Genomic DNA, 24,053 nt, shown 5'->3' with positions numbered 1-24,053 from the left:
GGGTCAGACCCTCCTGGCCGCAGCGGCCGCGAAGAGGCCGCTGGGACGTACCAGCAGCACCACCATCAGAATCCCGAGCGCGACGAGCGGCGCCAGGTGCTCACCGACGTAGCCGGTGACGTAGGAGAGCGAGAGCCCGAGGATCAGGCCGCCGATCACCGACCCGAGCGGCGAGTCGAGGCCGCCCAGCACGGCGGCGATGAAGCCGTAGATCACGAACGGGTCCATGAACGCCGGGTTCACCAGGTCGCCGCCGGCGATGAGCATCCCGGCCACCGCGCCCACGGCCGCGGCGAGCGCCCAGCCGAGGGTGAGCATGCGCCCGACGCGTACGCCCAGGAGCCGGGACACCTCGCCGTTGAACGCGGCTGCCCGCATCCGCAGCCCCAGGTCGGTGAAGCGGAAGAGGACCACGAGCCCGGCCATCACGAGAGCGACCACGACGATCGTCAGGATGCCGAACGGGGTGATCCCGATCGAGGCGTCCCCCACGTTGATCGCGTTGGTGCTGACCGGGGCCGGGAAGCCGCGGTGCTGGACGCCGAAGGTGATCGCGGTCAAGCCGTGGAGCACCATGAACAGCCCGAGGGTGAGGATCACCGCGTTGAGCTCGGCCTTGCCTTCGACCGGGCGGATGATCACCCGCTCGATCACGGCGCCGAGCCCGAACCCGGCGGCGATCGCGGCCATGAAGGCGACCCAGTAGGGCACGTCGGCGTTGATCAGCGAGAGCGCGATGTAGGTGGTCACCATCGCCATCGCCGCCTGGGCGAAGTTGACGATCCGGGTCGAGCGCCAGATCAGGCACAGGGCGAGGGCGAACGCGGCGTAGACCGCGCCCAGGACCAGCCCTCCGAGGGTGGTGTCGAGAAACTGCTGCATGTCTGCTTCTCCTCAGAACCCGAGATAGGCGTGGCGGAGCTGCTCGTCGGCGGCCAGCTCGGCGGCCGGCGCCGAGGCGACGACCTTGCCGAGGTTGAGCACGACTCCGTGGTCAGCGATGGACAGGGCACTGCGGGCGTTCTGCTCGACCAGGACGACGGTCAGCTCCTCGGTCTGCACCAGTCCGCGGAGCAGGTCGAAGATCTGGGCCACCACCCGGGGCGCGAGCCCCAGGGAGGGCTCGTCGAGCAGGAGTACGGACGGTCGCGCCATCAGCGCGCGGCCGATGACGAGCATCTGCCGCTCACCGCCCGAGAGCATGTGGGCGGTGGCCTCGCGGCGCTCGCCCAGGCGCGGGAAGAGCTCGAAGACCCGCTCGATCGGCATCGGCTCGGAGCCTGTCGCGCGGTGCAGCCCGCCGAGCCGGAGGTTCTCGGTGACGGTCAGCTCGGCGATCACGCCACGTCCCTCCGGGACGTGGGAGAGGCCGTACGAGGTCAGCTTCTCGGTCGCGGCGCGCGTGATGTCCTTGCCGTTCAGCGTCACGCTGCCCTTGCTGGACTTCACCAGGCCGGAAACGGTGCGCAGCAGCGTGGTCTTGCCGGCGCCGTTGGCGCCCAGGACGGCGGTGACCTGGCCTCTCGACGCGGTGAAGGTGACGCCGTTGAGCGCCTTGACAGGTCCGTACGCAGCGCTCAGATCCTCGACGGCGAACATCAGGCCTCCTCGGCAACGGTCAGTGCGTGGACCTCGGCGTCGTCGTCGTGCTCGACCTGGTCGCCCAGGTAGGCGGCGAGGACGGCCGGGTCGTTGCGGATCTCGTCGGGTGAACCGGCGGCGATGACGCGGCCGAAGTCGAGCACGGTGATCCGGTGGCAGACCGACATCACCAGGTCCATGTGGTGCTCGACGAGCATCACGGCGGTGCGTTCGGTCAGGCCGGTGATGATCTCGCCGAGCTCGGTCATCTCCTCGGCGCTCAGTCCGCTGGCGGGCTCGTCGAGGAGCAGCAGCTCCGGCTCGGCCACCAGGGCGCGCGCGAGCGCGACCTTCTTCCGGATCGGGTACGGCAGGCTGCCCGGGTAGCGGCCGGCGTACGACTCGATCCCGAGCTCGCCGAGCACCTCCCGCGCCTTGGCGGCCAGCCGGGCGTCGTCGCGGTGGCCGAGCCCGAGCAGCCCGCGTACGAAGCCGGCGCGGGCGAGACGGTCGGCGCCGACCATCACGTTGTCGAGCACCGTCATCCGCTCGAAGAGCCCGAGCCCCTGCAGGGTCCGGGCGATGCCGTGGCCGGCGAGCTGGTGCGGGCGGAGGTCGTGGATCGTCTCGCCACGCAGACGGAGCTCGCCCTCGGCGGGGCTGACGAAGCCGCACACGACGTTGAACAATGTGGTCTTGCCGGCACCGTTGGGGCCGATGACGCCGAGCACCTCATGGGGCGCGACCTCCAAGGAGACGTCCTCGAGGGCGCGTACGCCCCCGAACCGGACCGAGACCCCCTCGACCGCGAACAGCGGCGGGTCTTCGCCAGGCATCTGCATCATGCTCCCTTCACCTATGTGACGGCTCTCACTTTGGACTCTCCGCACAAGTGGGGATATGGGCAGTGCGCACAAAATCTTTCGGGCGCTCCGACTGAGATTCCCTGGTTTGCTGGCGGATGCGGCAGCAGGCGTGGGACGCTCCGCACATGGCTGTGACGAGTGACACATCTCCCGACGCGGAACTCCGTCCGCTGGTGGAGCGTGCCTGGGCCTCGCTGGTGAGCCAGGCGGACGCGATCGCCGACGACATCACGCTGACCCTGATCGCGATCCAGCCGGAGTGGCACCAGAACGCCGATCCGTCGGTGCGCGCCGACCTGCGCTCGAGCACGAGGGAGCACGTACGCCGCGGCATCCGGGCCATGGCCGGAATGACCCCGGGAGCCAATCCGGTCGACCTGTGGCGCGACACCGGGCGGCGACGCGCGCGGCAGGGCGTACCTCTGGAGTACTGCCTCAACGCCTACACCGTCGGCACCCGGATGCTGTGGGAGGCGATGGTCCACCAGCAGGAGGAGCTCGGGATCGACGACCGGGTGATGGTGCTCGCCGGGCGCCAGGTGTGGACCGACCTGGACGTGCAGAACTCGGTCATGTCGGGGGCCTACCGGAAGGAGGCAGCGCTGCTGCAGCGTCGCGACCTGCAGCTCCAGGGCCGGCTTCTCGACGGGCTCGCCGAGGGTCGCGGTGGCGACCCCGCGTTCGCCGCCGAGGTGCAGGACATCCTCGGGGTCGCCGCCGACGCGCGGATGGCCTGCGTGGTCGCGGCCTTCGACGGCAACCGCGACTCACCGCTGCGCAACCCCGACGACCGGCTGGAGAAGGCCGGTCTGGTGTCGTTCTGGCACGTACGCGGCGACCACCACTTCGGGCTGGTCCCGTTGGGGTCTCGCCCGGTCGCGGAGGCCGTCGCCGATCTGGTCGAGCAGCTCGCCTGCTGCAACTCGGGCCGGGTCGGGATCGCCACCGCCGACGACCTCGGCGGCTTCGGCACCGCCTTCCAGCTCGCCACGCACACCGTGGAGACGGTGCCGCGAGGGCGTACGGACATCGCGGTCGTCGACGACCGTCTGCCTCAGGTGCTGCTGACCGCCTCGCCCGCGGTCTCCCACCTGCTCGTACGCCGCACCCTCGGCCCGATCCTGGCGCAGCCGACCCACCAGTCCGACGTGCTGCTGGCGACGCTCCGCGCCCTCATCGCGCACGGCGGCTCCCCCACCCACGCCGCCGAGGACCTGATCTGCCACCGCAACACGGTCATCTACCGCATCAAGCAGATCCAGGACCTCACCGCGAAGAGCATCTCCGACCCGCGCGACCGCCTCCTGTTCGCGCTCGCTCTGATGGCCCTGGAGAAGTAGCCGAGACGTCGCCCGCGTCGGCCGAGTTGGCACCGTGGTGCCCACTCGGCCGACCGGCGTGACGGCTCGGCATCAGATGTCGACCAGGGCCCCCAGACGGTCGCGATGGAGGCCGGGGAGGCCGTACGCGATCTGGTCGGCCTTGGCTCGCTTCAGGTAGAGGTGGGCGGGGTGCTCCCAGGTCATGCCGATGCCGCCGTGCAGCTGCACCGCCTCCTCGGCCGCGGTGACGGCCAGGTCACCGCAATACGCGGCGGCGACATGGGTCGCGATCTCGGTCTCCTTCGCGTCTCCGAGAGCCAGCGCCCCGGCCGCGTAGCGCGCAGCCGCGCCGGCTCCTTCGACGCTGGTGTAGAGGTCGGCGAGCCGGTGCTTGAGCGCCTGGTAGCCACCGACGATCCGGCCGAACTGCCGCCGGACCTTCAGATACTCCACCGTCGTGGTCAGGCACCACTGCGCCACCCCGACCTGCTCGGAGGCCATCAGCGCGGCCCCGGCCAGCAGACCGGAACGTACGCCCTCGGCACCGTGCTCAGCGGCCACGACCACCTCGCCGGCGGCCGGATCGAGGGTGACATCGGCGAGCTGGCGGGTCATGTCGAGCGAGCTCACCGGGGCGATCGTCGCCCGGTCCGCGGGGACGGCTCGGACCTCGATGCCGTCAAGCGTCCTCACGGGCACCAGGAGCGTGTCCGCCTCCAGGGCGCCGGCGACCGACCGGATCTCGGTCTCGACGGGCTCCAACGGCTGGACGGTCGTGGTCGCGAGCGACACGGCCAGGGCCGCGGTCCGCTCCCCCGACGCCAGTCCGGCCAGCAGCTCCGCACCGGCCTCGGTGGGCCCGGCCAGCAGGACCGACGTTGCGACGACGGAGCTGGTCAGGAACGGCACCGGGGCAGCGGCCCGGCCCAGCTCCTCCAGGACCACGGCGGCCTCACGGGCGGATGCCCCGGCACCACCGTAGGACTCCGGGATCAGCAGCCCCGCGAGCCCGAGCTCGCTGGCGAGCCCCTTCCACAGGACCGGCGTGAGCGAGCTGTCCCCGTCGTACGCCTTGACCACGTCGCCCGGCGAGCAGTGCTCGGCCAGGAACGACCTGACCGTGGCACGCAGGTCGGCGTCGAGCTCGTTGTCGAGCAGTTCGACATCAGTCATCGCGGGATCTCCTTCCAGGAAACGTCCTTGTCGACCCGGTGCTCCCCGGGGAGACCGAGGACTCGTTCGGCCACGATGTTGCGCAGGATCTCCGAGGTGCCGCCCTCGATGGAGTTGCCCTTGGCGCGCAGGTAGCGATAGACGGCGTCGCGGCCGCCGAAGTCGACGTGCTCGGGCCGGACCATCGCCCAGCCGTCGCCGTCCTCGTAGCGAAGGCCCTCCTCGCCACGCAGCTCCAGATCGAGCCCGGTGAGCTGCTGGTTGACCTTGGCGAAGGTCAGCTTCATCGCCGACCCCTCCGGCCCGGGCTGGCCGACGGCCAGCTTCTGCCGCAGCCGTGTCCCGGTCAGCCGGGCCACCTCCGACTCGACCCACAGCCTCAGCAGCCGGTCGCGCAGCTCCGGGGTGTGATTCTCCGGATGCGTACGCCACGACTCGGCGACCACGCCGAGCATCCCGCCCTCGCGGGGCATGGCGGCGCCACCGATGGCGACACGCTCGTTGTTGAGGGTGGCGTTGGCGACCTCCCATCCCTGCCCAACGGCGCCGAGGCGGTGGGCGTCGGGGATCCGCACATCGGTCAGGAAGACCTCGTTGAACTCCGCCTCGCCGGTGATCTGGCGCAGCGGCCGCACCTCGACCCCCGGATCGTGCATATCGCACAAGAAGTAGGTCAGACCGCGATGTTTCGGGACGTCCGGATCGGTGCGGGCGACGAGGATCGCGAAGTCGGCGTTGTGGGCGCCCGAGGTCCACACCTTCTGCCCGTTGACGACCCACTCGTCACCGTCGAGGACCGCTCGCGTCGCCAGGCCGGCGAGGTCGGAGCCGGCGCCGGGCTCGGAGAAGAGCTGGCACCAGATCTCCTCGCCGCACCACAGCGGCTCCAGGAAGCGAGACTTCTGCTCCGGGGTGCCGTAGGCCAGGATCGTCGGCGCGGCCATGCCGAGCCCGATCCCGTTGCGTCGCGGGTTGTTGTCGGGGGCGCCGGCCGCCTCGAAGAGGTCGGACACCAGCGGCTGCAGGGCGCGTGAGGCGCCGAGACCACCGTGGCCCTCGGGGAACGCGACCCACGCCAGCCCGGCCTGGTAGCGGGCGTGCAGGAAGGCGCTCGGCTCGGTCGTCGCGACCGGGTGCTCGGCCAGGAACTCCTCGACGCGACCCCGCAGCTCCTCGGGAGTCACTGCCGTCCCTCCCGCCGCGCGGCCTGCTTGCGCAGCTCGGCCTTTGCCAGGGCGTTCTTGTGCACCTCGTCGGGGCCGTCGGCGAACCGCAGCGTGCGGATGCCGGCGTAGGACTTGGCCAGCGGGAAGTCCTGGGAGAGACCGCCGGCGCCGTGGGCCTGGATCGCCTTGTCGAGGATCCACTGGACGGTCGCCGGGGTGGCGATCTTGATCGCCTGGATCTCGGTGTGGGCGCCCTTGTTGCCGACCGTGTCCATCAGCCAGGCGGTCTTGAGGACGAGGAGCCGTAGCTGCTCGATGCGCACCCGCGACTCAGCGATCCAGTCACGGATCACGCCCTGCTCGGAGAGCGGCTTGCCGAAGGCGACCCGCTCCTCGACGCGGGCACACATCAGCTCGATCGCCCGCTCGGCCAGGCCGATGGAGCGCATGCAGTGATGGATGCGACCGGGGCCCAGACGGGCCTGCGCGATCGCGAACCCCATGCCCTCGGTGCCGATGAGATTGCCCGCCGGGACGCGTACGTCGGAGAAGATCAGCTCGGCGTGGCCACCGTGGTCGTGGTCGTCGTAGCCGAAGACCTCCATGCCGCGCTTGATCGTGAGGCCCGGGGTGTCGCGGGGCACCAGGATCATCGACTGCTGCTTGTGGCGCTCGGCGGACGGGTCGGTCTTGCCCATCACGATGAGGATCTTGGCGTTCGGGTTCATCGCGCCGGTGATCCACCACTTGCGGCCGTTGATGACGTACTCGTCGCCGTCGAGCGCGATCGAGGTCTCGATGTTGGTCGCGTCGGAGGAGGCCACGGCCGGCTCGGTCATCGCGAAGGCGCTGCGGATCTGCCCATCCAGGAGCGGCTCCAGCCACTCCTTCTGCTGCTCCTCGTTGCCGAAGTCGTGCAGGACCTCCATGTTGCCGGTGTCGGGCGCGGCGCAGTTGAACGCGGCCGGCGCGAGGTGGCTGCGGCCGGTGATCTCGGCCAGCGGGGCGTACTGCAGGTTGGTCAGGCCAGCCCCACCCTCACCGGGCAGGAAGAGGTTCCACAGGCCGCGCTTGCGGGCCTCTGCGCGGATCTCGCCGAGGACCGGGACGCTGTCCCAGGCCCACTTGTCGTCCTGGGCCGCGAGCTGCTCGGAGAAGACGGCCTCGTTCGGCTCGACGTACGTCTTCTGGAAGTCCCATACCGAGGCGACGAGCTCCTCGGTCCTGGCGTCGGGTGCGAAATCCATGCGGGGTGTGTCTCCTAGTTCAGGGGCGTCGCGAGCGACGCCCAGCGTGTGCGATGGCAAGGCGGAGGAGGGAGGCGGGCCGGGTTTGCCCGTCGACAGACGACAACGCGGCCAGCGTGCGTGCTGGGCGCCGCGCAGCAGCCCGTGGACTAGGAGACACGCCCCGTCTCCTTCATTGCAGACAGTCCCATGTCCAGGAGCGGGTGGATCCCGTCCCCGATCTTGTCGAATCCGGGCCCAACGGTCTGGCCCTTGAGGTAGCGGTAGTGGATCCCCTCGAGGATCGCGGCGAGCTTGTAGGCGGCGAGCCCGAGGTAGAAGCCGAACTCGCTCAGGTCGCGCGGGCTGGCCGCGTCGTAGCGGGCGATGATCTCGTCCTCGGAGAGCCAGCCGGGGGCGTTGCTGACGTCGGTCACGGTGCCGTCGCCGGAGACCGTGGCCATCCGCTGGTAGGTCAGCAGGATCGCCAGGTCGGTGACCGGGTCGCCGAGCGTGGCCATCTCCCAGTCGACGACGGCCTTGATCTGGTCGTCGGCGGAGGTCAGCACGTTGTCGAGCCGGTAGTCGCCGTGCACGATCCCCGGCCCGGTCGAGGCGGCCTCGGCTGCGCCCACCCGCTCCTCCAGCAGCGCGTGGAGCTCGTCCGCTGCGGGGAGATCGCGGGAGTACGACGCCTCGAGCTGCTTCTTCCAGCGCCTGACCTGGCGCGACAGGAACCCCTCGGGGCGGCCGAACTCGCTCAGCCCGACCGCTGCCGGGTCGACCGCGTGCAGCGAGGCCATCACGTCGATGAGCTGCTCCGAGATCGCCCTGGTCCGCTCGGCGCCGAGCGGCTCGAGCTCGCGGGCGTAGCGGTAGGGCCGGCCGTCGACCTTCTCCATCACGTAGAACGGCGCCCCGAGCACCTCCTCGTCGTCGCAGAACGCGTAGGTGAGCGGCACCGGTACGTCGGTGTCGCGCAGCGCGGTGATCACCGTGTGCTCACGCTTCATGTCGTGCGCGGTGGCGAGCACGTGCCCCAGCGGCGGGCGCCGGACGATCCACTCGTGGGTGCCGTCGGAGACGGCGTACGTCAGGTTGGACTTGCCTCCGGAGATGTGGGTCGCGCTCAGCTCTTCTCCGGCGCCTGTCACGTTCTTGGCCAGCCAGGGGCCGAGCCGGTCCAGATCGAGTCCGGGCAGCGATTCGGTCGTCACGCGGCACCTCCGAGTGCGGGAATCATTCGGGCGAGCGCTGCACGGGTGCTCGCCGGGTCTGTGTGCAGCAGTGCGTCGAGACCGACCGCCCGGGCACCGATGACGTTGGGCTCCGCGTCGTCGATGAAGAGGCACTCCTCGGCCGGGAGACCGAGCCTGCTCAGGGTGCGGTCGAAGATCGGTGCCTCCGGCTTCCGCATCGCGACCTCCTCGGAGATCACCACCACCTCGAACAGCGCGTCGACCTGCTTGCGAGGGTAGAAGTTGCCCCAGCTGTTGGAGAGCAGGGCGAGCCGGATGCCGGCGTCGCGGAGCTCCTCGGCCAGCGCGAACATCTCCGGGTTGGGCCGCATCCCGGCGAAGAGCCGGGACAGGACGCCCTCGGGATGGACCGGGCTACCGTCGTACGTCTCCAGGCGAGCGGCCAGGAGCGTGTCGAACTCCTTGACCGAGAGCTCGCCGAGCTCGAGGCGATGGATCGGGGTGCCGGCGTCGGCGTAGCGGCCCAGCCACTCCTTGAGCACCTTCGTGAAGCTCTCCGGCTTGATGCCGTCAGCCTCCAGCCAGGCCCGGATCGAGTCGCCGATGGGCGTGGTCAGCACCCCGCCGTAGTCGAAGATGACAGCCTTCATGCGACGTACACGACCCGTCCGACGGTGGTGCCGTCGGCAAGGCGCTGTACGCCGTCGGCCACCTCGTCCAGGGACAGCTCCTCGCTGACCAGCGGCTTGATCTTGCCTTCGTCCGCCATCCGGGTGAGCTCGCGGTGGCACTCGGCGACGAGATCGGGCGCGAGCGCGTTGTAGAGGCCCCAGTGGAGCCCGACGATCGAGTAGTTCTTGATCAGCGAGTGGTTGAGCGCTGCCTCCTGGATGCGCCCGCCGGCGAAGCCGATGATGAGGATCCGGCCCTCGAAGGCGATGCACTTGGTGGAGCGGTCGTAGGTGTCGCCACCGACCGGGTCGTAGATCACGTCGGCGCCCTTGCCGCCGGTGACCTCCTTGACCACCTTCACGAAGTCCTCGGTGTGGCGGTCGATCACGACATCCGCGCCGAGCTGCTTGGCGACCGCGGCCTTCTCCGGACCGCCGACGACGCCGATCACCGTCGCCCCGGCGGCCTTGCCGAGCTGGATCGCGGCACTGCCGACCCCGCCGGCCGCGGCGTGCACGAGCAGCGTCTCGCCGGGCTGGATGTGGGCGCGGCGGTGGAGCGCGAACCACCCGGTCTGGTAGCCGATGTAGAGGCTCGATGCCTCGGCGTCGGTGAGCGCTTCCGGAGCCGGGAACGTGGTCGCGGCGTCCATCAGCGCGAGCTCGCCGAAGCCGCCGTACGGCAGCGATCCGCCGCCGATCACGCGGTCCCCGACCTGGAGTCCGTCCACGCTCTCGCCGAGTGCGACCACCTCACCGCACAGCTCGACGCCGGCGGTGAAGGGCAGCTCGGGCTTGACCTGGTAGAGACCTCGGGCCATCAGGACATCCGGGAAGTTGGCCGGGCTGGCCAGCACCTTCACGACGAGCTGTCCGGCCGCGGGGGTCGGGTCGGGCACCTCCTCGAGCCGCATCACGTCCTTGGGCTCGCCGAGCGAGCCGATCCGCCACGCCTTCATACCTGTCCTTCCACGTGCTGCCAGAGTCGATTCATCCCACCGAGCCACTTGTCGGTCTGCGTCGCGCGCGCGGCGTAGTAGTCGCCCACCTCCGGGTGCGGCAGCACCAGGAAGCGGTCATCGGCCGTCGCCTCCCAGGCCGCGTCGGCGACCTGCTCGGGCGTCAGCGCTCCGTCGCGGCTGAGCAGGCCCGCCATCGGTCCCGACCGCTCGAGCATCCCGGTCTGTACGCCCTGTGGGCAGATCGCCTGGACGACGATCCCGTGATGGCGGTACGTCGCCGAGAGCCACTCCGCGAAGGCGACCGCGGCGTGCTTGGTGACCGAGTAGGTCGGCGTACCCACCATCATCAGCAGCCCCGCGGCGCTCGCCGTCACCACGTAGCGACCGTTCTTCCGCTCGACCCAGTCGGGAACGAGGAGCCGCGCCGCCCGGACGTGGGCCATCACGTTGACCTCGTGCGACGCCTGCCAGTCCTCCTCGGGACAGTCCAGGCCGATGCCGCGGTCGATGCCGGCATTTCCGTACCACGCGTCGATCTGGCCGAGGTGGTCCTTCGCCGCCTCGACGAGGCGAGCCACGCCCTCGACCGAGGCCGCGTCACCGGCCACCGGGTGGGCGCCGATCTCCTTGGCCGTCTCGGTCAGGCGTACGTCGTCGATGTCGTTGACCACGACGCGGACGCCCTCGGCGACGAGGCGGGCGGCGAGGGCACGGCCGATCCCGCCCGCGGCGCCGGTGACGACGGCGGTGCTGCCTGGAGCCGGGGCCATCAGACGCGTCCGCCGGCGAGGGTGAGGCCGCCGTCGACCGTGACGAGCTGGCCGGTCATCCAGCCGGCGTCCTCGGAGAGGAGGAACGAGGCGACGCCGGCGATGTCCTCGGGGGTGCCGAGGCGCTTGAGCGGGTAGGCCGCCGAGACCTCCTGCTCGCGGCCCTCGTAGAGGAGCTCGGCGAACTTCGTCTTCACCACGGCCGGGAGGATCGCGTTGACGCGTACCTTCGGGCCGAGCTCGACCGACAGCTCCTGGGTGATGTAGCTGAGCATCGCCTTGCTCGCGCCGTACGTCGCGATCAGGGGCGTCGGGGCCAGGCCGGCCACCGAGGAGATGTTGACGATCGCACCGCCGTGCTCGGACATCCACTGCCGCCAGACCTCCTGGGTCCAGCCGATCGGCGAGAGGCAGTTGACCTCGACGGTCTTGCGGGCCGACTCGCGGTCCATGTCGATCAGGCCGCCGGCCTTCGGGTTGATGCCGGCGTTGTTGACCAGCAGGTCGGCGCTGCCGAAGGTGTCGATCGCAGCCTTGACGACCTCCTCCTGGTGGCCAGGGTCGTCGGCCTTGCCTGCGATGCCGAGGGCGACCTCTTTGCCCCCGAGCCCCTCGACCGCCTCCGCGAGCGCCTCGGGCTTGCGCGCCGTGATGACGACCTTCGCCCCCTCGTCCACCAGCCGCTGGGCGATGCCCAGACCGATGCCCCGGCTGGCCCCGGTGATGATCGCCGTACGTCCCTCGAACCTCGACATGCTCATTCCCTCGTGTGCTCGGCTAATCTAAGCGCTTGCTTAGGTGGTGACAGCGGTCACTCTACGGGGTAGCCCAAGAACATGGAAGGTCGGCGTCCAAGCAATGCCGAGAAGTCAGGTACGTCGGCCGAGGCGTCGCGTACGTCGGCCGAGACGTCACTTGTGCCAGTCGAGTTCGCACCGTCGTGACCACTCGGCTTGCAGAAGTGGCGCCTCGGCAGGCGCGGGTTCGGGGTCGCCGGGCGGGGCAGAATCCCGCCATGGCGGGGATCTGCGGTGCCCGGACGCGACTAACCCCCACATTTTCCCGCCATGGCGGGAAAATGCGCCGACCCCGGGCGGTCAGCCGACCACTCAAGCACTGCCGAAAACGCAGTTGTGGGTGACGAAACGACAGTTTCGTCACCCACAACTGCAGATTCGGCTCACCAGAACCGAGGACTCGATCGTCAGCCGACGACGACCTCGATCCGCTGGAACTCCTTGAGGTCGGTGTAGCCGGTGGTGGCCATGGCGCGCTTGAGGGCGCCGACGAGGTTCATGGTGCCGTTGGCGACGTGCGAAGGACCGAAGAGGACCTCCTCGAAGGTGCCGACGGGCTCGAAGGCGACGCGCTCGCCGCGGGGCAGGTCGGCGTGGTGGGCCTCGTTGCCCCAGTGGAATCCCTTGCCGGGAGCATCCGTCGCCCGCGCGAACGGACTGCCGACCATGACCGCGTCGGCACCGCAGGCGATCGCCTTGGCGATGTCGCCGGAGCGGCCGACGGCGCCGTCAGCGATGACGTGGACGTAGCGGCCGCCGGACTCGTCCAGGTAGTCGCGGCGCGCGGCGGCGACGTCGGCCACAGCGGAGGCCATCGGCACTGCCACGCCGAGCACGGTCCGGGTCGTGTGCGCCGCACCGCCGCCGAAGCCGACCAGGACGCCGGCCGCGCCGGTGCGCATCAGGTGGAGGGCGGCCTGGTAGGTCGCGCACCCGCCCACGATCACCGGCACGTCGAGCTCGTAGATGAACTCCTTGAGGTTGAGCGGCTCGGCCTGCGAGGAGACGTGCTCGGCCGAGACCGTGGTGCCGCGGATGACGAAGAGGTCGACGCCGGCGTCGACGACGGCCTTGGCGAACTCCTTCGTACGCTGCGGGGACAGCGCCCCGGCCACTGTGACGCCCGAGGCACGCACCTCGCGCAGCCGCTCGGTGATCAGCTCGGCCCGGATCGGGGCCTCGTAGATCTCCTGCAGGCGCCGGGTCGCGTCGACACCGCTCAGCTCGGCCAGCTCGTCGAGCAGCGGCTGCGGGTCGTCGTACCGGGTCCACACGCCCTCGAGGTTGAGCACCCCGAGGCCGCCGAGCTTGCCCATCGCGATCGCGGTCGAGGGCGACATCACCGAGTCCATCGGCGCCGCGATCAGCGGGATGTCGAAGCGGTAGGCGTCGATCTGCCAGTCGGTGCTCACCTCGGTGGTGTCACGGGTGCGCCGGGACGGCACGATCGCCACGTCGTCGAAGGCGTACGCCCGTCGTGCTCGCTTGGCCCGGCCGATCTCGATCTCAGTCACATGACGGATTGTTCCACGGGACCGGATCGAGATCGGAAAGGCCACACGCACCGAGCCACACGCACGACCGGGCTAGCTACGCACCGCGGTCAGCAGCAGGTACTCCCACTTCATCACCCCAGCCGTGACGTAGCGGTCCCCCAGCTCGGCGAGCGCGGCGTCGAGCTCCGCCGTCCGAGCGGCGTCCTCGGCGATCCCGCGATAGGCGACGATCGTCGGCCCGTAGCAGGCCTTGAAGAAGTCACGGAACTCCGCGCCGGTCTCGAACGAGTCGATGGCGACCATCCGCTTCTCGGCCTGGACGGAGGTCACCTGGTCGCCCAGCAGGCCGCGTACGTGGGTCTCGTCGCCCCATCGCGGCGGCGGCTGCGCGCCCTCGGGCGGAGGCGGCATGAACGGCTTCATCGTCGCGAACATCTGGCCGATGAAGCCCTCCGGCGTCCAGCTGACCAGGCCGATCCGGCCACCCGGCCGTACGACCCGGAGCAGCTCGGCCGCGGCCTTCTCGTGGAACGGCGCGAACATGATCCCGACGCAGGACATGGCGACGTCGAAGGCGGCGTCGTCGAACGGCAGCGCCTCAGCATCGGCGACGCGCCACGTGATCGAGTCGGCAGCTGTCTCGCCCGATGCTCGGGCCTGTCCGATCTCGAGCAGCTCGGGCGACAGGTCGCTAGCGGTCACGTCCGCCCCCGCGAGAGCAGCTGGGATGGCGGCGTTCCCGGTGCCGGCGGCGATGTCGAGTACGCGGTCGCCCGACCCGATCTCGCAGGCCTCGACGATCACCTGGCCGAGCTCGGGGATGAGCTCGTCGGCGACCCGGGCATAGTTCCCGAGGCCCCACATCGCACGGTGGCGGGCCTTCAGGTCTGGCTGGACGGGTGCTGCGGTCATGGCTTCCTCCACGGACGTCTGACCCGAGAGGAGATCTGGAGCCTCCAGCATCGCCCCCGCGCCGCGGCCTCGGATAGTTCCTTATCTGTACTTGCCGCCCGCCGCCGATAGCGGTCTACTGAACAGACAGGGATCTCGGGCTGCACAAGGGGGAGGCGGTCCAATGGCGGGGTACGGCCAGTTCTGTCCGATGGCGAAAGCCATGGAAGTGCTCGACGAGCGGTGGACGCTGCTCGTCGTACGCGAGCTTCTGCTCGGCAGCACCCACTTCAACGAGCTGCGCCGAGGTGTGCCCAAGATGTCGCCCGCCCTGCTCTCCAAGCGCCTGCGGACCCTGGAGCGCGCGGGCATCATCCAGCGCCGCGGCGAGGGGCAGCGGACCTCCTACCACCTCACCGCCAGCGGCCAGGAGCTCGCCACGGTCGTCACCGCGCTCAACGAGTGGGGTGCGCGCTGGGTCGGCTCGCTGGGCCAGGCCGACCTCGATCCCCACCTGCTCCTGTGGGACATGCGCCGCACGATCCCGATCGATGTGTGGCCGGAGCAGCGAACCGTGGTCGAGTTCCGGCTCACCGACGTCGACCCGAAGGTCGCCCGCTGGTGGCTGATGGTGGCCGCCGACCAGGCCGAGGTCTGCGACTTCGACCCCGGGTTCGAGGTCGACGCGCGCCTCACCGCCAGTCTGCGTACGCTCACCGAGATCTGGCGCGGCGACCTCGCCTGGCCGATGGCGCTCCGCGCCGAGATGGTCACCATCGCCGCCGCCCAGGAGGTACGCCACGCCCTGCCCTCCTGGCTCGGCCAGTCCTCCGCCGCCCGCGTCCCCCGCCCCCGGGTCGACGCGGGACGGGTTCAGCTCCAGTCGTAGGAGAGGACGAAGCCGTACGCCTCGCCGCCACCCTCCTCGGAGAGGACCATGTCGGCCTCGCCGACGAGGCCTTCGAGGCCGCCGGTGCCGAGGCCGGGGATGACGGTGAGGTGGGAGCGGACGGTGGCGTCGGCGTACGTCCCGCTGATCCGCCACACGCACGAGCCCTCCTGGCCGGCGATGGAGCCGGTGAACTGCTCGTACGCCTCGAAGACCGCGCCGCCGGCGGGGTTGCCGTAGGCGCCGATCATCCGCGCGAGGCCCGTGCCCTGGATCTCGCCGGCGTAGGTGTAGTCGGTCTCGGCGGTGGTCAGGCCGCGATGGGGGATGTAGACGTCGTCGCCCATCTTGGTGCCCTCGCCGTCGATGTCGACGTAGGCCGCCTCGTGCCAGCGCGCGACGGTCATCGTGGTGCTCGCCTTGTTGCCGTAGGTCTTGTCAGTGCTCTGTTCGGTCATGGGACCAGCCTGCTCCGGGAGCAGGGACGCGGGATTGAAGGAACGCGCCATATCGTTGGCGGCATGGCCGACGACACCGAGGGCAGGGGCTATCCCGACGCGATCGTGCGCCCGGTGACGGCGGCCCGGACGATCACCACCGAACGGTTCGCGGTTTCATCAGCGCTCGCGGGACACGTCGACTACCACTGGTACGTCGGCTGGGAGCTCGAGCACCCGCACGACCAGCAGGTCATCCCGCAGCCGCGGATCCACGTCGCCGCCGAGGACGGTCGGCTGCTGGTGCACGGGATCGGCCGCAAGCCGTTCATGCGGCACCTGACCGGCCGGGGCCACACGCTCGGCGTCTCGTTCCTGCCCGGCCTCTTCCGCCCGGTCCTCGGCAGCCGGGTCAGCGCGATCGCCGACCAGGTCGTCCCGGCCCAGGACCTGCTCGGCGTCGACGACCGGCCGGCGGCCGAGCGGATCCTCACCTCGACGGACCCGGCGCAGATGGCCGCCGCGATGGAGTCCTACCTCCTGGAGGTCGGCCTCCCCACGGACCCGGTCGCCGAGGACGTACGCCGCTGGGTGACCCTCGCCGAGGACGACCGCTCGATCACCCGGGCCGAGCAGCTCGCCGACCGTGCCGGCGTGAGCCTGCGGTCGCTGCAGCGCCTGTTCAGCGAGTACGTCGGGATCGGCCCGAAGTGGGTCGTACAGCGGTTCCGCGTGCTCGAGGTCGCCGCCCGCGCCCACTCCGGTGAGGTCGACTGGGCCGCCGTCGCCGCGGAGCTGGACTTCAGCGACCAGGCCCACCTGGTGCGTACGTTCCGAGACGTCGTCGGCGCTCCCCCGGCGACCTACGCGAAGGATCTCTAGCGAGCTAGGAGCTCGAGGGCGTCGGCGGCGGGGCTGCCGGGCTCGGCGTGGTAGAGGCACATCCGGTGGCTGGTCTCGGGCATCACCGGCGCCTCGTACTCGAGGTCGAACCGCCCGACGAGCGTGTGCTGGAACTTCTTGACGCCGTAGCCGCAGTCGTTGACCGGGTGCTGCGCCCACAGCTCTGCGAACTCGTCGCTCTTCTGGGTCAGCTCGCCGACCAGGCAGCTGAGCAGGTGGTCGGCGGGGTGGAGGCCGGAGGAGTAGCGCATGAACCCGACGTGGGAGTAGGCGGTGGCGGCCTGCTCCACCCACAGGTCGCGACCCCCAGGCTCCAGGAAGAACCGCCGGGTCAGGTTGGGTCGGTTCTCGACGTCCTCGGGCTGCTCGAAGGGCAGCTCCGGCGCGATCAGCAGGTGACCGAGCCGGTTCCAGGCGAGCACGTCGTTGCGATGGTCGATCAGGAGCGCCGGCCCGGGCGCGGAGCGGATCAGGCGTACGGTGCTCGGCCGCGGCCGCTCGACGCGGTAGCGGGCCGGCGCGGCGGTCTCGGGGCGCGCCAGGCGACGCAGGTGGTCGTGCTCCTCCGCACTCAGCCGCAGCGCCCGGGCGAGCGAGTCGATCACCGAGTCGGAGGCGTTGTGGTGGTCGGCCTGCTCGAGCCGGGTGTAGTAGGTCGGCGAGACGCCGGCCAGCATCGCCAGCTCCTCACGCCTCAGCCCTGGGACACGGCGGGCGCCGTAGGACACCAGCCCGGCGTCCTCGGGACTGATCGCCGCCCGGCGGCTGCGCAGGAACTCTCCGAGCTCGGTCGTCATGATTCCTATAGTGCCGCCGGCCGACGATTTCTTCCTGACCCTGTCAGTGACAGGCACGCGGGTGGGTGGCAGGACAGGTGTCTGGCTGGCGTACGTCATCTGCCAGAGCGTTGATGTCATGACCCTCACTACGCAGGCCGAGCCCGTACGCCCGGCCGCCATGACCCGCGGACAGCTGTTGGTGCTCCTGCTGCTGCTCGCCTCCCAGTTCACCCTCACCGTCGACTTCTCGATCCTCAACGTGGCGCTGCCGACCGTCGGTGCCAGCCTCGGCTTCGCCGAGGCCGACGTGCAGTGGATCGCGACCGCGTTCGCTCTGTGCGCGGCCGGGTTCACGCTGCTCTTCGGCCGGATCGGCGACTACGTCGGCCGACGGCGGGTCTTCCTGATCGGCATGGTCGCGCTGGGCGCCGCCTCCCTGCTCGGCGGGGTCGCCACCTCACCCGAGCTGTTGCTCACTGCCCGGGTCGCCCAGGGTCTCGCGACCGCAGCGGTCACCCCGGCGGCGCTCTCCTTGCTCACCGTCTCCTTCCCGGAGGGGCCGCTGCGTCAGCGTGCCCTGGGGCTGAACAGCGTGGTGATGTCGACCGGGTTCACCGCCGGGGCGGTGCTGGGTGGCGTACTCACCGATCTGCTGTCGTGGCGCTGGGCGTTCCTGGTCAACGTGCCGATCGCGTTGCTGGTGGTCGCGGTCGCGCCGTTCGTGCTGCGTGACTCCGCAGACCGGGAGCGGTCGCGGCTCGACCTCCCGGGTGCCGTGCTGGTGACGTCCGGGTTGCTCGCGCTGGTCTACGGCGCGACCCGCCTGGGTGAGGCGGGCATCGCCGACGTGTGGGGACTGGCGTCGATCGGCGCTGCAGTGGTGCTGCTGGTCGCGTTCTGGCGGGCCGAGTCCACGCACCCGCACCCGCTGGTGCCGCTGCACATCCTCACCCGCCGCACCATCGGCTTCGGCAACATCGCCGGCTTCGCGACCTTCGCCTTCGAGTCGTCGCTGGTCTTCGTGCTGACGATGTATCTGCAGCACGTCCTCGGCCTCGACGCCCTGCAGACCGGCCTGATGCTCGTCGCGATGGGGGCAGGCGCGATCATCGGCGGAACCGTCGGCTCGCGGGTGATCGAGGCCTTCGGCGTACGCAACACCGTGGCCGGCGGGCTCGCGATCCAGGCGGTCACCACCGGCGCACTCGTGCTGATCGGGCCCTCGGTCGGCTGGCTGTGGTTCATCGGCCTGATGAACTTCATCGGCGCCATCGGGCACGTCGCCGCGATCGTCGGGTTCATGGTCGCGGCGACCTCCGGACTCCCCGACCACGAGCAGGGCCTGGCCACCGGGCTGGCGATGATGACCCAGCAGGTCGCGATCGCGCTCGGCATCCCGATCATGTCCACCGTCGCCACCGCCGCCGGCGGAGTCGCCTCGCTCGGCGCTCTCCAGGTGGCGATCGCGGTCAACGCGCTCCTGGTCCTGGTCGCAGCGCTGCTCGTGGCCGTCGGACTGCCCCGCCGCGCCTGACCGCGCGGTCAGGCGGGGATCTTCTCCCCCGCCTCGACCGCGACCGGCAGCCGGTTGCCGGCAGGTGGGAGCGGACAGGTGGCGTGGTCGGTGTAGGCGCACGGCAGGTTGGTGGCGCGGTTGAAGTCGATCACGAGGTTGCCCTCCTCGTCCGGCGCGTCCACCGAGAGGGTGCGGTTGGCTGCGTACGTCGTCCTGCCGGAGGTCTCGTCGACGAACAGCACGTGCAGCGAGCGGGGCGCGGAGCCTGGGAAGGCGACGAGGCTGTGGACAGCACCGCCCACCTCGAACTCGATCTCACCGACGGCCTCGTAGACGTGCTCCAGACCGTCGACGACCGAGCCGACGGTGGTCGGCACAGGCGTCCCGTACGCGACGAACCGCCCGGGCACGGCCCAGCTCGGGTCCGGCGCGTACGCCTCCGTCCCCTGGTAGCCGGTCAGGACCGGGTTGTCAGGATGGCGAGGGCGGATCATGTCGCTGCCACCGCGCTTGGCGATCTCGACGACCGCGTCGCCGAACTCGGCGGTGATCCCGCCGTGCTCGTCGATGACCCCGAACGAGTGCCGGCCGGTGACCTCGACGCCGTCGACGACCAGCGACTCACCCGGTGCCAGCGAGACCACGATGCCCTCGGGGCCGCTCGACCAGGCGCCCGGCACGTCGTCGTACGTCTCCGGCTCCTCGCCGAGCCAGCGGATCGAGGTGATCGCGAGGAACCCGTGGGCCGAGGCGCGCCTCTTCTCGTGCTCCTCGTGCCACGCTGCCCACTCCTGGGCGAAGGTCTCGGTGTCGATGACGGTCATGGGTCCTCCCGGAAGGTTCAGAATGCAAGCCCCAGATACAACTCAGGGATTGAACTCCGACCGGTCCGGGTTCGTGCCCGAAAAGACCACTTCGTGATGAAGTTGTCGCGGGAGACGTAGATCTCGACACGCGGGTCACGGCTTCGCAGGCTCAGCCGTGCCGCTGCTCGATCTCTTCGGCGACGCGACCGCGAGCAAGCTCGCGGGCGCTGCCTCAGACGTGGTAGTTCGGCGCCTCGGCGGTGACCTGGACGTCGTGGGGGTGCGACTCCTTGAGCGAGGCCGAGGTGATCCGCATGAAGCGGCCCTGGGTCTGGAGCTCGGGGATGGTGCGCGCGCCGACGTAGAACATGGTCTGGTGGAGGCCGCCGGTGAGCTGGTGGGCGACGGTGGCCAGCGAGCCCTTGTACGAGACCTGACCCTCGACACCTTCGGGGACGATCATGTCGTCGTCGGTGACCTCGGCCTGGAAGTAGCGGTCCTTGGAGAAGGACTTCTTGCCGCGGCTCGACATCGCGCCCATGGAGCCCATGCCGCGGTAGGCCTTGAACTGCTTGCCGTTGATCAGGACCGTGTCACCGGGGGTCTCCTCGGTGCCGGCGAGCATCGAGCCGAGCATCACCGTGTCGGCGCCGGCGACGATGGCCTTGCCGATCTCGCCGGAGTAGCGCAGACCGCCGTCGGCGATCACCGGGACGCCGGCGGGCTTGCAGGCCAGCGAGGCCTCGTAGACAGCGGAGATCTGCGGCACGCCGACGCCGGTGACGACGCGGGTGGTGCAGATCGAGCCCGGGCCGACGCCGACCTTCACCGCGTCGGCGCCCGCGTCGACGAAGCTCTGCGCGCCCTCCTTGGTGGCGACGTTGCCGCCGATGACCTGGACGTGCTTGGTGGCTGGGTCCGTCTTGAGGCGGTGGACCATGTCGATCAGCATGCGTACGTTGCCGTGGGCGGTGTCCGCGACCAGCACGTCGACACCGGCGTCGATCAGGGTGGTGGCCCGCTCCCAGGCGTCGCCGAAGTAGCCGATCGCGGCGCCGACGAGCAGCCGGCCCTGCGCGTCCTTGGAGGCGTCGGGGAACTGCTCGGACTTCACGAAGTCCTTGACGGTGATCAGGCCGGTGATGCGGCCGTCGGTGTCGACCAGCGGAAGCCGCTCGAGCTTGTGCTGACGCAGCAGCTTGGTGGCCTCTTCGCGCGAGATCTCGGCGGGACCGGTGATCAGGTCCTTGGAGGTCATCACCTCGTTGACCTTCGTGGTCGCCCACTCCGCGACCGGGGTGAACCGGAGGTCGCGGTTGGTGATGATGCCGATCAGCTTCTGGTCGACGTCGACGACGGGGAACCCGGAGATCCGGTATTCACCGGCGAGCTTGTCGAGCTGCTCCAGCGTCGCGTCGGGCCCGATGGTGACCGGGTTGGAGATGATCCCGGTCTGGGTGCGCTTGACCAGGTCGACCTGGTAGGCCTGATCCTCGATGCTCAGGTTGCGGTGGAGAACCCCGATGCCGCCCTGGCGCGCCATCGCGATCGCCATCCGGGACTCGGTCACCGTGTCCATCGCCGCGGAGATCAGCGGGACCCGCAGGTTGATCTCGCGGGTGAGCCGGGAGGTCGTATCGATGTCAGACGGCGCCAGATCCGAGTATCCAGGCATCAGGAGTACGTCGTCGTAGGTGAGGCCGAGCGTCGCGAACTTCTCCGGGATCTCCATGGAGAAATGTTACGGCCGGGCCCCGAAGATCGCCGAAACGGCGAGACTTCTCTGGCTTTTCCTGCACTTCTCGGGTGTTGCAACGCCAGAGAAGTGCAGGAATACCCGGTTAACCGGGTATTCCTTCCTACCTGCTCAGCGGCTTGAGGTCCCGCACCGGCACCTTGACGGTCAGCAGGTCGCCGGCCATCCGGATGCGTCCGCGCATCCCGGCGGCGAGAACCATGGGCAGCACGGCCTGGTTGTCGGACTGGGTGGTGAGCAGGATCTCGTCGGCGCCGAGCATGTGCGCGAGCCTGGCGGTGTCGACCAGCAGCCGGGTGCCGATGCCGCGGCGCTGCCAGGCCGGGTCGACGCGCAGGTTGACGATGCGTACGTTCTCGTCGTCCTCGGTCGGCGCCAGGACCTCGCCGATGCCGACGGCGACGCCGTCGATCAGGGCGGTGACGGTCTCTCCGGTGACGACGAGGTCGGGGGTGCTTCCGGTGCCCAGGCGGCGTACGGGCGGGGTGGTGCCGATCGCCGCCGACTCGCGGCTGCGGTCGAGGACGTCGTTGACCAGGTCGGCCATCGCGGAGCCGCGGGCATGCTCGGTCGCGGTGAAGGGGGCGGTGCGGTGCAGCTGGACGTCGACGTCGGCGACCCGCAGCTCCATGGTGTCGTGGACGACCCCCGGTGGGGCCTCGGCCTCGGCGTCGAAGAGCTGGGCGACCACCTCCGGGAACGACATCGGCCGTTCCAGGACGTGCCGGGCGGCCTGCACGTAGCGCGTCGGCTGGTCGGCCAGAGCCGCCTCGGTCGCGGTCTGGATGACGATCGCGCCGCCACCTGCGGAGGAGATCAGGTCGCAGATCTCCTTCTCGCCCCAGCCTTCGGGCGTACGCAGCACGAACTCGTCGGTGACCTGCGCCAGCCCCGGGAAGATCTGCATCCCCAGGATGTTGACCCCGGCCTCACCACAGCGCTGCGCCAGCACCGCCAGCGTGCCCGGTCGGTCCGGCAGCGTCGTACGCACTCTCCACAACATCGTCCCCACCATGAGCCCTAGTCTGCCTGTTTCGCTGTTTCTGGTCCGTTACCCACGGTTAAACCTTGGACGCAGTCAGTCCGCGGGCGGTCGCGGCGGGGTCTGTTCGCCCGCTTCGACGAGCACATCGATGTGGTTGGTCGCGGGCGGGAGCGGGCAGGTGGCGTGGATCGTGTAGGCGCAGGGCATGTTCTTGGCGCGGTTGAAGTCGAGCACGACGGTGCCGTCGGCCGGTGGTTCGACGGCGAGCTGGCGGCAGGCAGCGTAGGTCGTCACGCCGCTGGTCTCGTCGGTGAACAGCAGCCACAGCTCGTCGTCGCCGCCGTCGAACGCGATCAGCCGCTGCGGGCGGCCACTCACCTCGAACGCGACCTCTCCCACGGCGTCGATGACGCTCGAACGGCCCTCGACCACGGAGCCGACCGAGATCGGGCGGTTCGTCTCGTAGGCGGTGAAGGAGGCCCTGACCTGCCACGCCGGGTCCGGAGCGTACGTCGGTGTGCCGGTGTAGTCACGCAGGAACGGCCCGTCGGGCTGCCGCGGCCGCAGCACCGGGGTGCCGAAGCGGTCGGCGACCTCGACCGTCCCGCCGTCGAAGGTCGCGATCACGCCGACGGGATCCACGTGACCGAAGACGTGCCGGCCGGCGAGCTTGGCGCCGCCGAGCTCGAGCCACTCGCCCTCGCCGAGCTCGACGACGGCGCCCTCCGGACCGGTCGACCAGACACCTGGGATGCCGGGGAACCGCACCGGCCTGCGGCCCAGCCAGTGCAGGCCGGTGATCGCCAGGAAACCTTCGGGGCTTCTCAGCTCGGCTTCCCGCTCATCGCGCCACCGTTGCCAAGACCGCTCGAAAGTCACGCGCTGCACTCTACAAAGACTTGCGTTGCCAGGTCTTGCAATGGTCGCTGCTTTTACCTCAGGTTTACCGTCGGCGCGCCTGACCCTTCACACGAGAGAGCCGGGCCAGACGGATCGCGCCGCGGGCCGTGGTGACCAGGACGAGGTACCAGATCGCGGCCACCACCAGCAGCGGGATGATCAGGTGGTTGCGCTCCTCGAGCGCCTGGACGACCCCGAGCAGGTCGGTGATCGAGAGCACCGAGACCAGGCTCGTCATCTGGAGCGTCGTCACCAGAAGATCGCCCAGCGCGGTCAGCCGGTCACCGCCCGGGGCGGCCTTCGCCGCGTACGCTCCCATCGCCAGCGCCAGCCCCGCGATCGCCGCGTAGACCGGCGTGACCAGCCGGACCGCGTCGATGTGCACCCCCGGGATCCCGAAGGTGATGTCGGGAAAGATCAGCGCGATGTTGCTCCACAGCAGCAACTGGACGAGCACCGGGATGCTGCCGAAGACCCAGACGTACGCCGCCGCGATCCCGCCCAGCACCGGGTTGCCCGACCTCTCCATCCAGATCGCGACGATCCCGATCGCCCAGGCCACCGCGAAGACCAGCACGGTCAGCCGAATGGTGAGCCAGACTCCGGCGAGGACGTCCGGGTGGAGCAGATAGCCGACCACTGCGCCCGGGAGCAGGTTCTCGTTCTTCAGCAGGCTCCACAGGAACCGGAGCAGCAGCAGTCCGAGAAGACCTGCCACCAGCCAATCGAGGAGACCGCGCCGGGTCAGCCAGACCGGGTATGCCCGGCCGGCCCTGTCGGCAGCAGCGGTCTCGGTCATCGCGGTGAACCATGGCCTGGTGCGATGACCAGAAGGTGTCGGCGAGCTGGTCATTCGCTGAAATCGCCGAGTCGGCGCATCCCGCCCCGGGATGCGTGGTGGCCGCCGACCCTTTCGGGGAGGGTGGCTGGCCTACTCGGAGAAGATCTTGGACCTGGCGGCC

The 24,053-nt window shown here is 70.1% G+C and carries 24 protein-coding genes; 4 read left to right on the top strand and 20 right to left on the bottom strand.

Going from position 1 to position 24,053, the window contains the following annotated elements; all coding sequences use genetic code 11:
* Positions 1-3 precede the first annotated feature (3 nt).
* Genes ABZU72_RS20960 through ABZU72_RS20950 form a run of 3 tightly spaced genes read right to left on the bottom strand, consistent with a single transcriptional unit; the run spans position 4 to position 2,426 of the window.
* Positions 4-882, bottom strand: coding sequence for a branched-chain amino acid ABC transporter permease (locus ABZU72_RS20960; protein WP_355020746.1), 879 nt, complete (start codon positions 880-882; stop codon positions 4-6).
* Between the two features lie 12 nt (positions 883-894).
* The gene (locus ABZU72_RS20955; protein ID WP_355020745.1) at positions 895-1,599 is read right to left on the bottom strand and encodes an ABC transporter ATP-binding protein; all 705 of its coding nucleotides are present in this window, start codon (positions 1,597-1,599) and stop codon (positions 895-897) included.
* Positions 1,599-2,426, bottom strand: a complete 828-nt coding sequence (locus ABZU72_RS20950) for an ABC transporter ATP-binding protein (RefSeq protein ID WP_355020744.1) — start codon at positions 2,424-2,426, stop codon at positions 1,599-1,601. The genes ABZU72_RS20955 and ABZU72_RS20950 overlap by 1 nt, the downstream gene beginning before the upstream one ends.
* A gap of 146 nt (positions 2,427-2,572) precedes the next feature.
* Between ABZU72_RS20950 and ABZU72_RS20945 the strand changes: the two genes are divergently transcribed.
* Entirely contained in the window at positions 2,573-3,787 is a 1,215-nt protein-coding gene (locus ABZU72_RS20945; protein WP_355020743.1) for a helix-turn-helix domain-containing protein, read from the top strand.
* Positions 3,788-3,859: 72 nt separating this feature from the next.
* Here the strand turns inward: ABZU72_RS20945 and ABZU72_RS20940 are convergent, their stop codons facing one another.
* The 10 genes from ABZU72_RS20940 to ABZU72_RS20895 all read right to left on the bottom strand — a co-directional run bounded on the left by ABZU72_RS20940 (position 3,860) and on the right by ABZU72_RS20895 (position 14,141).
* Complete coding sequence (locus ABZU72_RS20940; protein WP_355020742.1) at positions 3,860-4,942, bottom strand: acyl-CoA dehydrogenase family protein; 1,083 nt, start codon at positions 4,940-4,942, stop codon at positions 3,860-3,862.
* Positions 4,939-6,126, bottom strand: a complete 1,188-nt coding sequence (locus ABZU72_RS20935; protein ID WP_355020741.1) for an acyl-CoA dehydrogenase family protein — start codon at positions 6,124-6,126, stop codon at positions 4,939-4,941. The genes ABZU72_RS20940 and ABZU72_RS20935 overlap by 4 nt, the downstream gene beginning before the upstream one ends.
* A complete protein-coding gene (locus ABZU72_RS20930) occupies positions 6,123-7,355 on the bottom strand; it encodes an acyl-CoA dehydrogenase family protein (RefSeq protein WP_355020740.1) in 1,233 nt (410 codons plus the stop codon). The genes ABZU72_RS20935 and ABZU72_RS20930 overlap by 4 nt, the downstream gene beginning before the upstream one ends.
* Before the next feature lie 149 nt (positions 7,356-7,504).
* Positions 7,505-8,551, bottom strand: coding sequence for a phosphotransferase family protein (locus ABZU72_RS20925; protein ID WP_355020739.1), 1,047 nt, complete (start codon positions 8,549-8,551; stop codon positions 7,505-7,507).
* The gene (locus ABZU72_RS20920) at positions 8,548-9,183 is read right to left on the bottom strand and encodes an HAD family phosphatase (protein ID WP_355020738.1); all 636 of its coding nucleotides are present in this window, start codon (positions 9,181-9,183) and stop codon (positions 8,548-8,550) included. Before ABZU72_RS20920 ends, ABZU72_RS20925 begins: the two co-directional genes overlap by 4 nt.
* Positions 9,180-10,163: an NADPH:quinone oxidoreductase family protein gene (locus ABZU72_RS20915; RefSeq protein ID WP_355020737.1), complete on the bottom strand. Its 984-nt coding sequence runs from the start codon at positions 10,161-10,163 to the stop codon at positions 9,180-9,182. Before ABZU72_RS20915 ends, ABZU72_RS20920 begins: the two co-directional genes overlap by 4 nt.
* Complete coding sequence (locus ABZU72_RS20910; protein ID WP_355020736.1) at positions 10,160-10,936, bottom strand: SDR family oxidoreductase; 777 nt, start codon at positions 10,934-10,936, stop codon at positions 10,160-10,162. The genes ABZU72_RS20915 and ABZU72_RS20910 overlap by 4 nt, the downstream gene beginning before the upstream one ends.
* Positions 10,936-11,691: an SDR family oxidoreductase gene (locus ABZU72_RS20905; protein WP_355020735.1), complete on the bottom strand. Its 756-nt coding sequence runs from the start codon at positions 11,689-11,691 to the stop codon at positions 10,936-10,938. The genes ABZU72_RS20910 and ABZU72_RS20905 overlap by 1 nt, the downstream gene beginning before the upstream one ends.
* A 449-nt stretch (positions 11,692-12,140) precedes the next feature.
* A complete protein-coding gene (locus ABZU72_RS20900) occupies positions 12,141-13,247 on the bottom strand; it encodes a GuaB3 family IMP dehydrogenase-related protein (protein ID WP_091051839.1) in 1,107 nt (368 codons plus the stop codon).
* 72 nt (positions 13,248-13,319) lie between these two features.
* Positions 13,320-14,141: a class I SAM-dependent methyltransferase gene (locus tag ABZU72_RS20895; RefSeq protein WP_355020734.1), complete on the bottom strand. Its 822-nt coding sequence runs from the start codon at positions 14,139-14,141 to the stop codon at positions 13,320-13,322.
* Between the two features lie 202 nt (positions 14,142-14,343).
* On the opposite strand from ABZU72_RS20895, the gene ABZU72_RS20890 reads away from it, so the two are divergent.
* Entirely contained in the window at positions 14,344-15,009 is a 666-nt protein-coding gene (locus ABZU72_RS20890) for a helix-turn-helix domain-containing protein (RefSeq protein ID WP_355020733.1), read from the top strand.
* On the opposite strand, the gene ABZU72_RS20885 is transcribed toward ABZU72_RS20890, so the two are convergent.
* Positions 14,994-15,467 (bottom strand): DUF3224 domain-containing protein, encoded by a 474-nt coding sequence (locus tag ABZU72_RS20885; protein ID WP_355020732.1) that lies wholly within the window; start codon positions 15,465-15,467, stop codon positions 14,994-14,996. The two genes, ABZU72_RS20890 and ABZU72_RS20885, sit on opposite strands and share 16 nt — an antisense overlap.
* A 63-nt stretch (positions 15,468-15,530) precedes the next feature.
* Here ABZU72_RS20885 and ABZU72_RS20880 point away from each other — a divergent pair, with 63 nt between their 5' ends.
* Positions 15,531-16,328, top strand: coding sequence for a helix-turn-helix domain-containing protein (locus ABZU72_RS20880; protein ID WP_355020731.1), 798 nt, complete (start codon positions 15,531-15,533; stop codon positions 16,326-16,328).
* On the opposite strand, the gene ABZU72_RS20875 is transcribed toward ABZU72_RS20880, so the two are convergent.
* Positions 16,325-17,146, bottom strand: a complete 822-nt coding sequence (locus ABZU72_RS20875) for a helix-turn-helix transcriptional regulator (protein ID WP_355020730.1) — start codon at positions 17,144-17,146, stop codon at positions 16,325-16,327. The two genes, ABZU72_RS20880 and ABZU72_RS20875, sit on opposite strands and share 4 nt — an antisense overlap.
* A 118-nt stretch (positions 17,147-17,264) precedes the next feature.
* On the opposite strand from ABZU72_RS20875, the gene ABZU72_RS20870 reads away from it, so the two are divergent.
* Positions 17,265-18,662, top strand: a complete 1,398-nt coding sequence (locus ABZU72_RS20870; RefSeq protein ID WP_355020729.1) for an MFS transporter — start codon at positions 17,265-17,267, stop codon at positions 18,660-18,662.
* An 8-nt stretch (positions 18,663-18,670) separates the two neighbouring features.
* Here the strand turns inward: ABZU72_RS20870 and ABZU72_RS20865 are convergent, their stop codons facing one another.
* The 5 genes from ABZU72_RS20865 to ABZU72_RS20845 all read right to left on the bottom strand — a co-directional run bounded on the left by ABZU72_RS20865 (position 18,671) and on the right by ABZU72_RS20845 (position 23,890).
* On the bottom strand, positions 18,671-19,468 hold the full coding sequence (locus tag ABZU72_RS20865) for a DUF1684 domain-containing protein (protein ID WP_355020728.1): 798 nt from the start codon (positions 19,466-19,468) through the stop codon (positions 18,671-18,673).
* Between the two features lie 214 nt (positions 19,469-19,682).
* Entirely contained in the window at positions 19,683-21,182 is a 1,500-nt protein-coding gene (gene guaB / locus ABZU72_RS20860; RefSeq protein WP_355020727.1) for an IMP dehydrogenase, read from the bottom strand.
* 127 nt (positions 21,183-21,309) lie between these two features.
* Positions 21,310-22,221, bottom strand: coding sequence for a GNAT family N-acetyltransferase (locus ABZU72_RS20855; protein ID WP_355020726.1), 912 nt, complete (start codon positions 22,219-22,221; stop codon positions 21,310-21,312).
* Positions 22,222-22,284: 63 nt separating this feature from the next.
* Complete coding sequence (locus tag ABZU72_RS20850) at positions 22,285-23,070, bottom strand: DUF1684 domain-containing protein (protein ID WP_355020725.1); 786 nt, start codon at positions 23,068-23,070, stop codon at positions 22,285-22,287.
* Between the two features lie 64 nt (positions 23,071-23,134).
* Positions 23,135-23,890: a hypothetical protein gene (locus ABZU72_RS20845; protein WP_355020724.1), complete on the bottom strand. Its 756-nt coding sequence runs from the start codon at positions 23,888-23,890 to the stop codon at positions 23,135-23,137.
* Between the last annotated feature and the right edge of the window lie 163 nt (positions 23,891-24,053).

Source organism: Nocardioides sp. NPDC004968, from assembly GCF_040608935.1.
In the GTDB taxonomy this organism is placed as follows: Bacteria; Actinomycetota; Actinomycetes; order Propionibacteriales; family Nocardioidaceae; genus Nocardioides.
The sequence above is the reverse complement of the archived record's forward strand: the minus strand, read 5'-3'. Positions and strand labels throughout refer to the sequence as shown.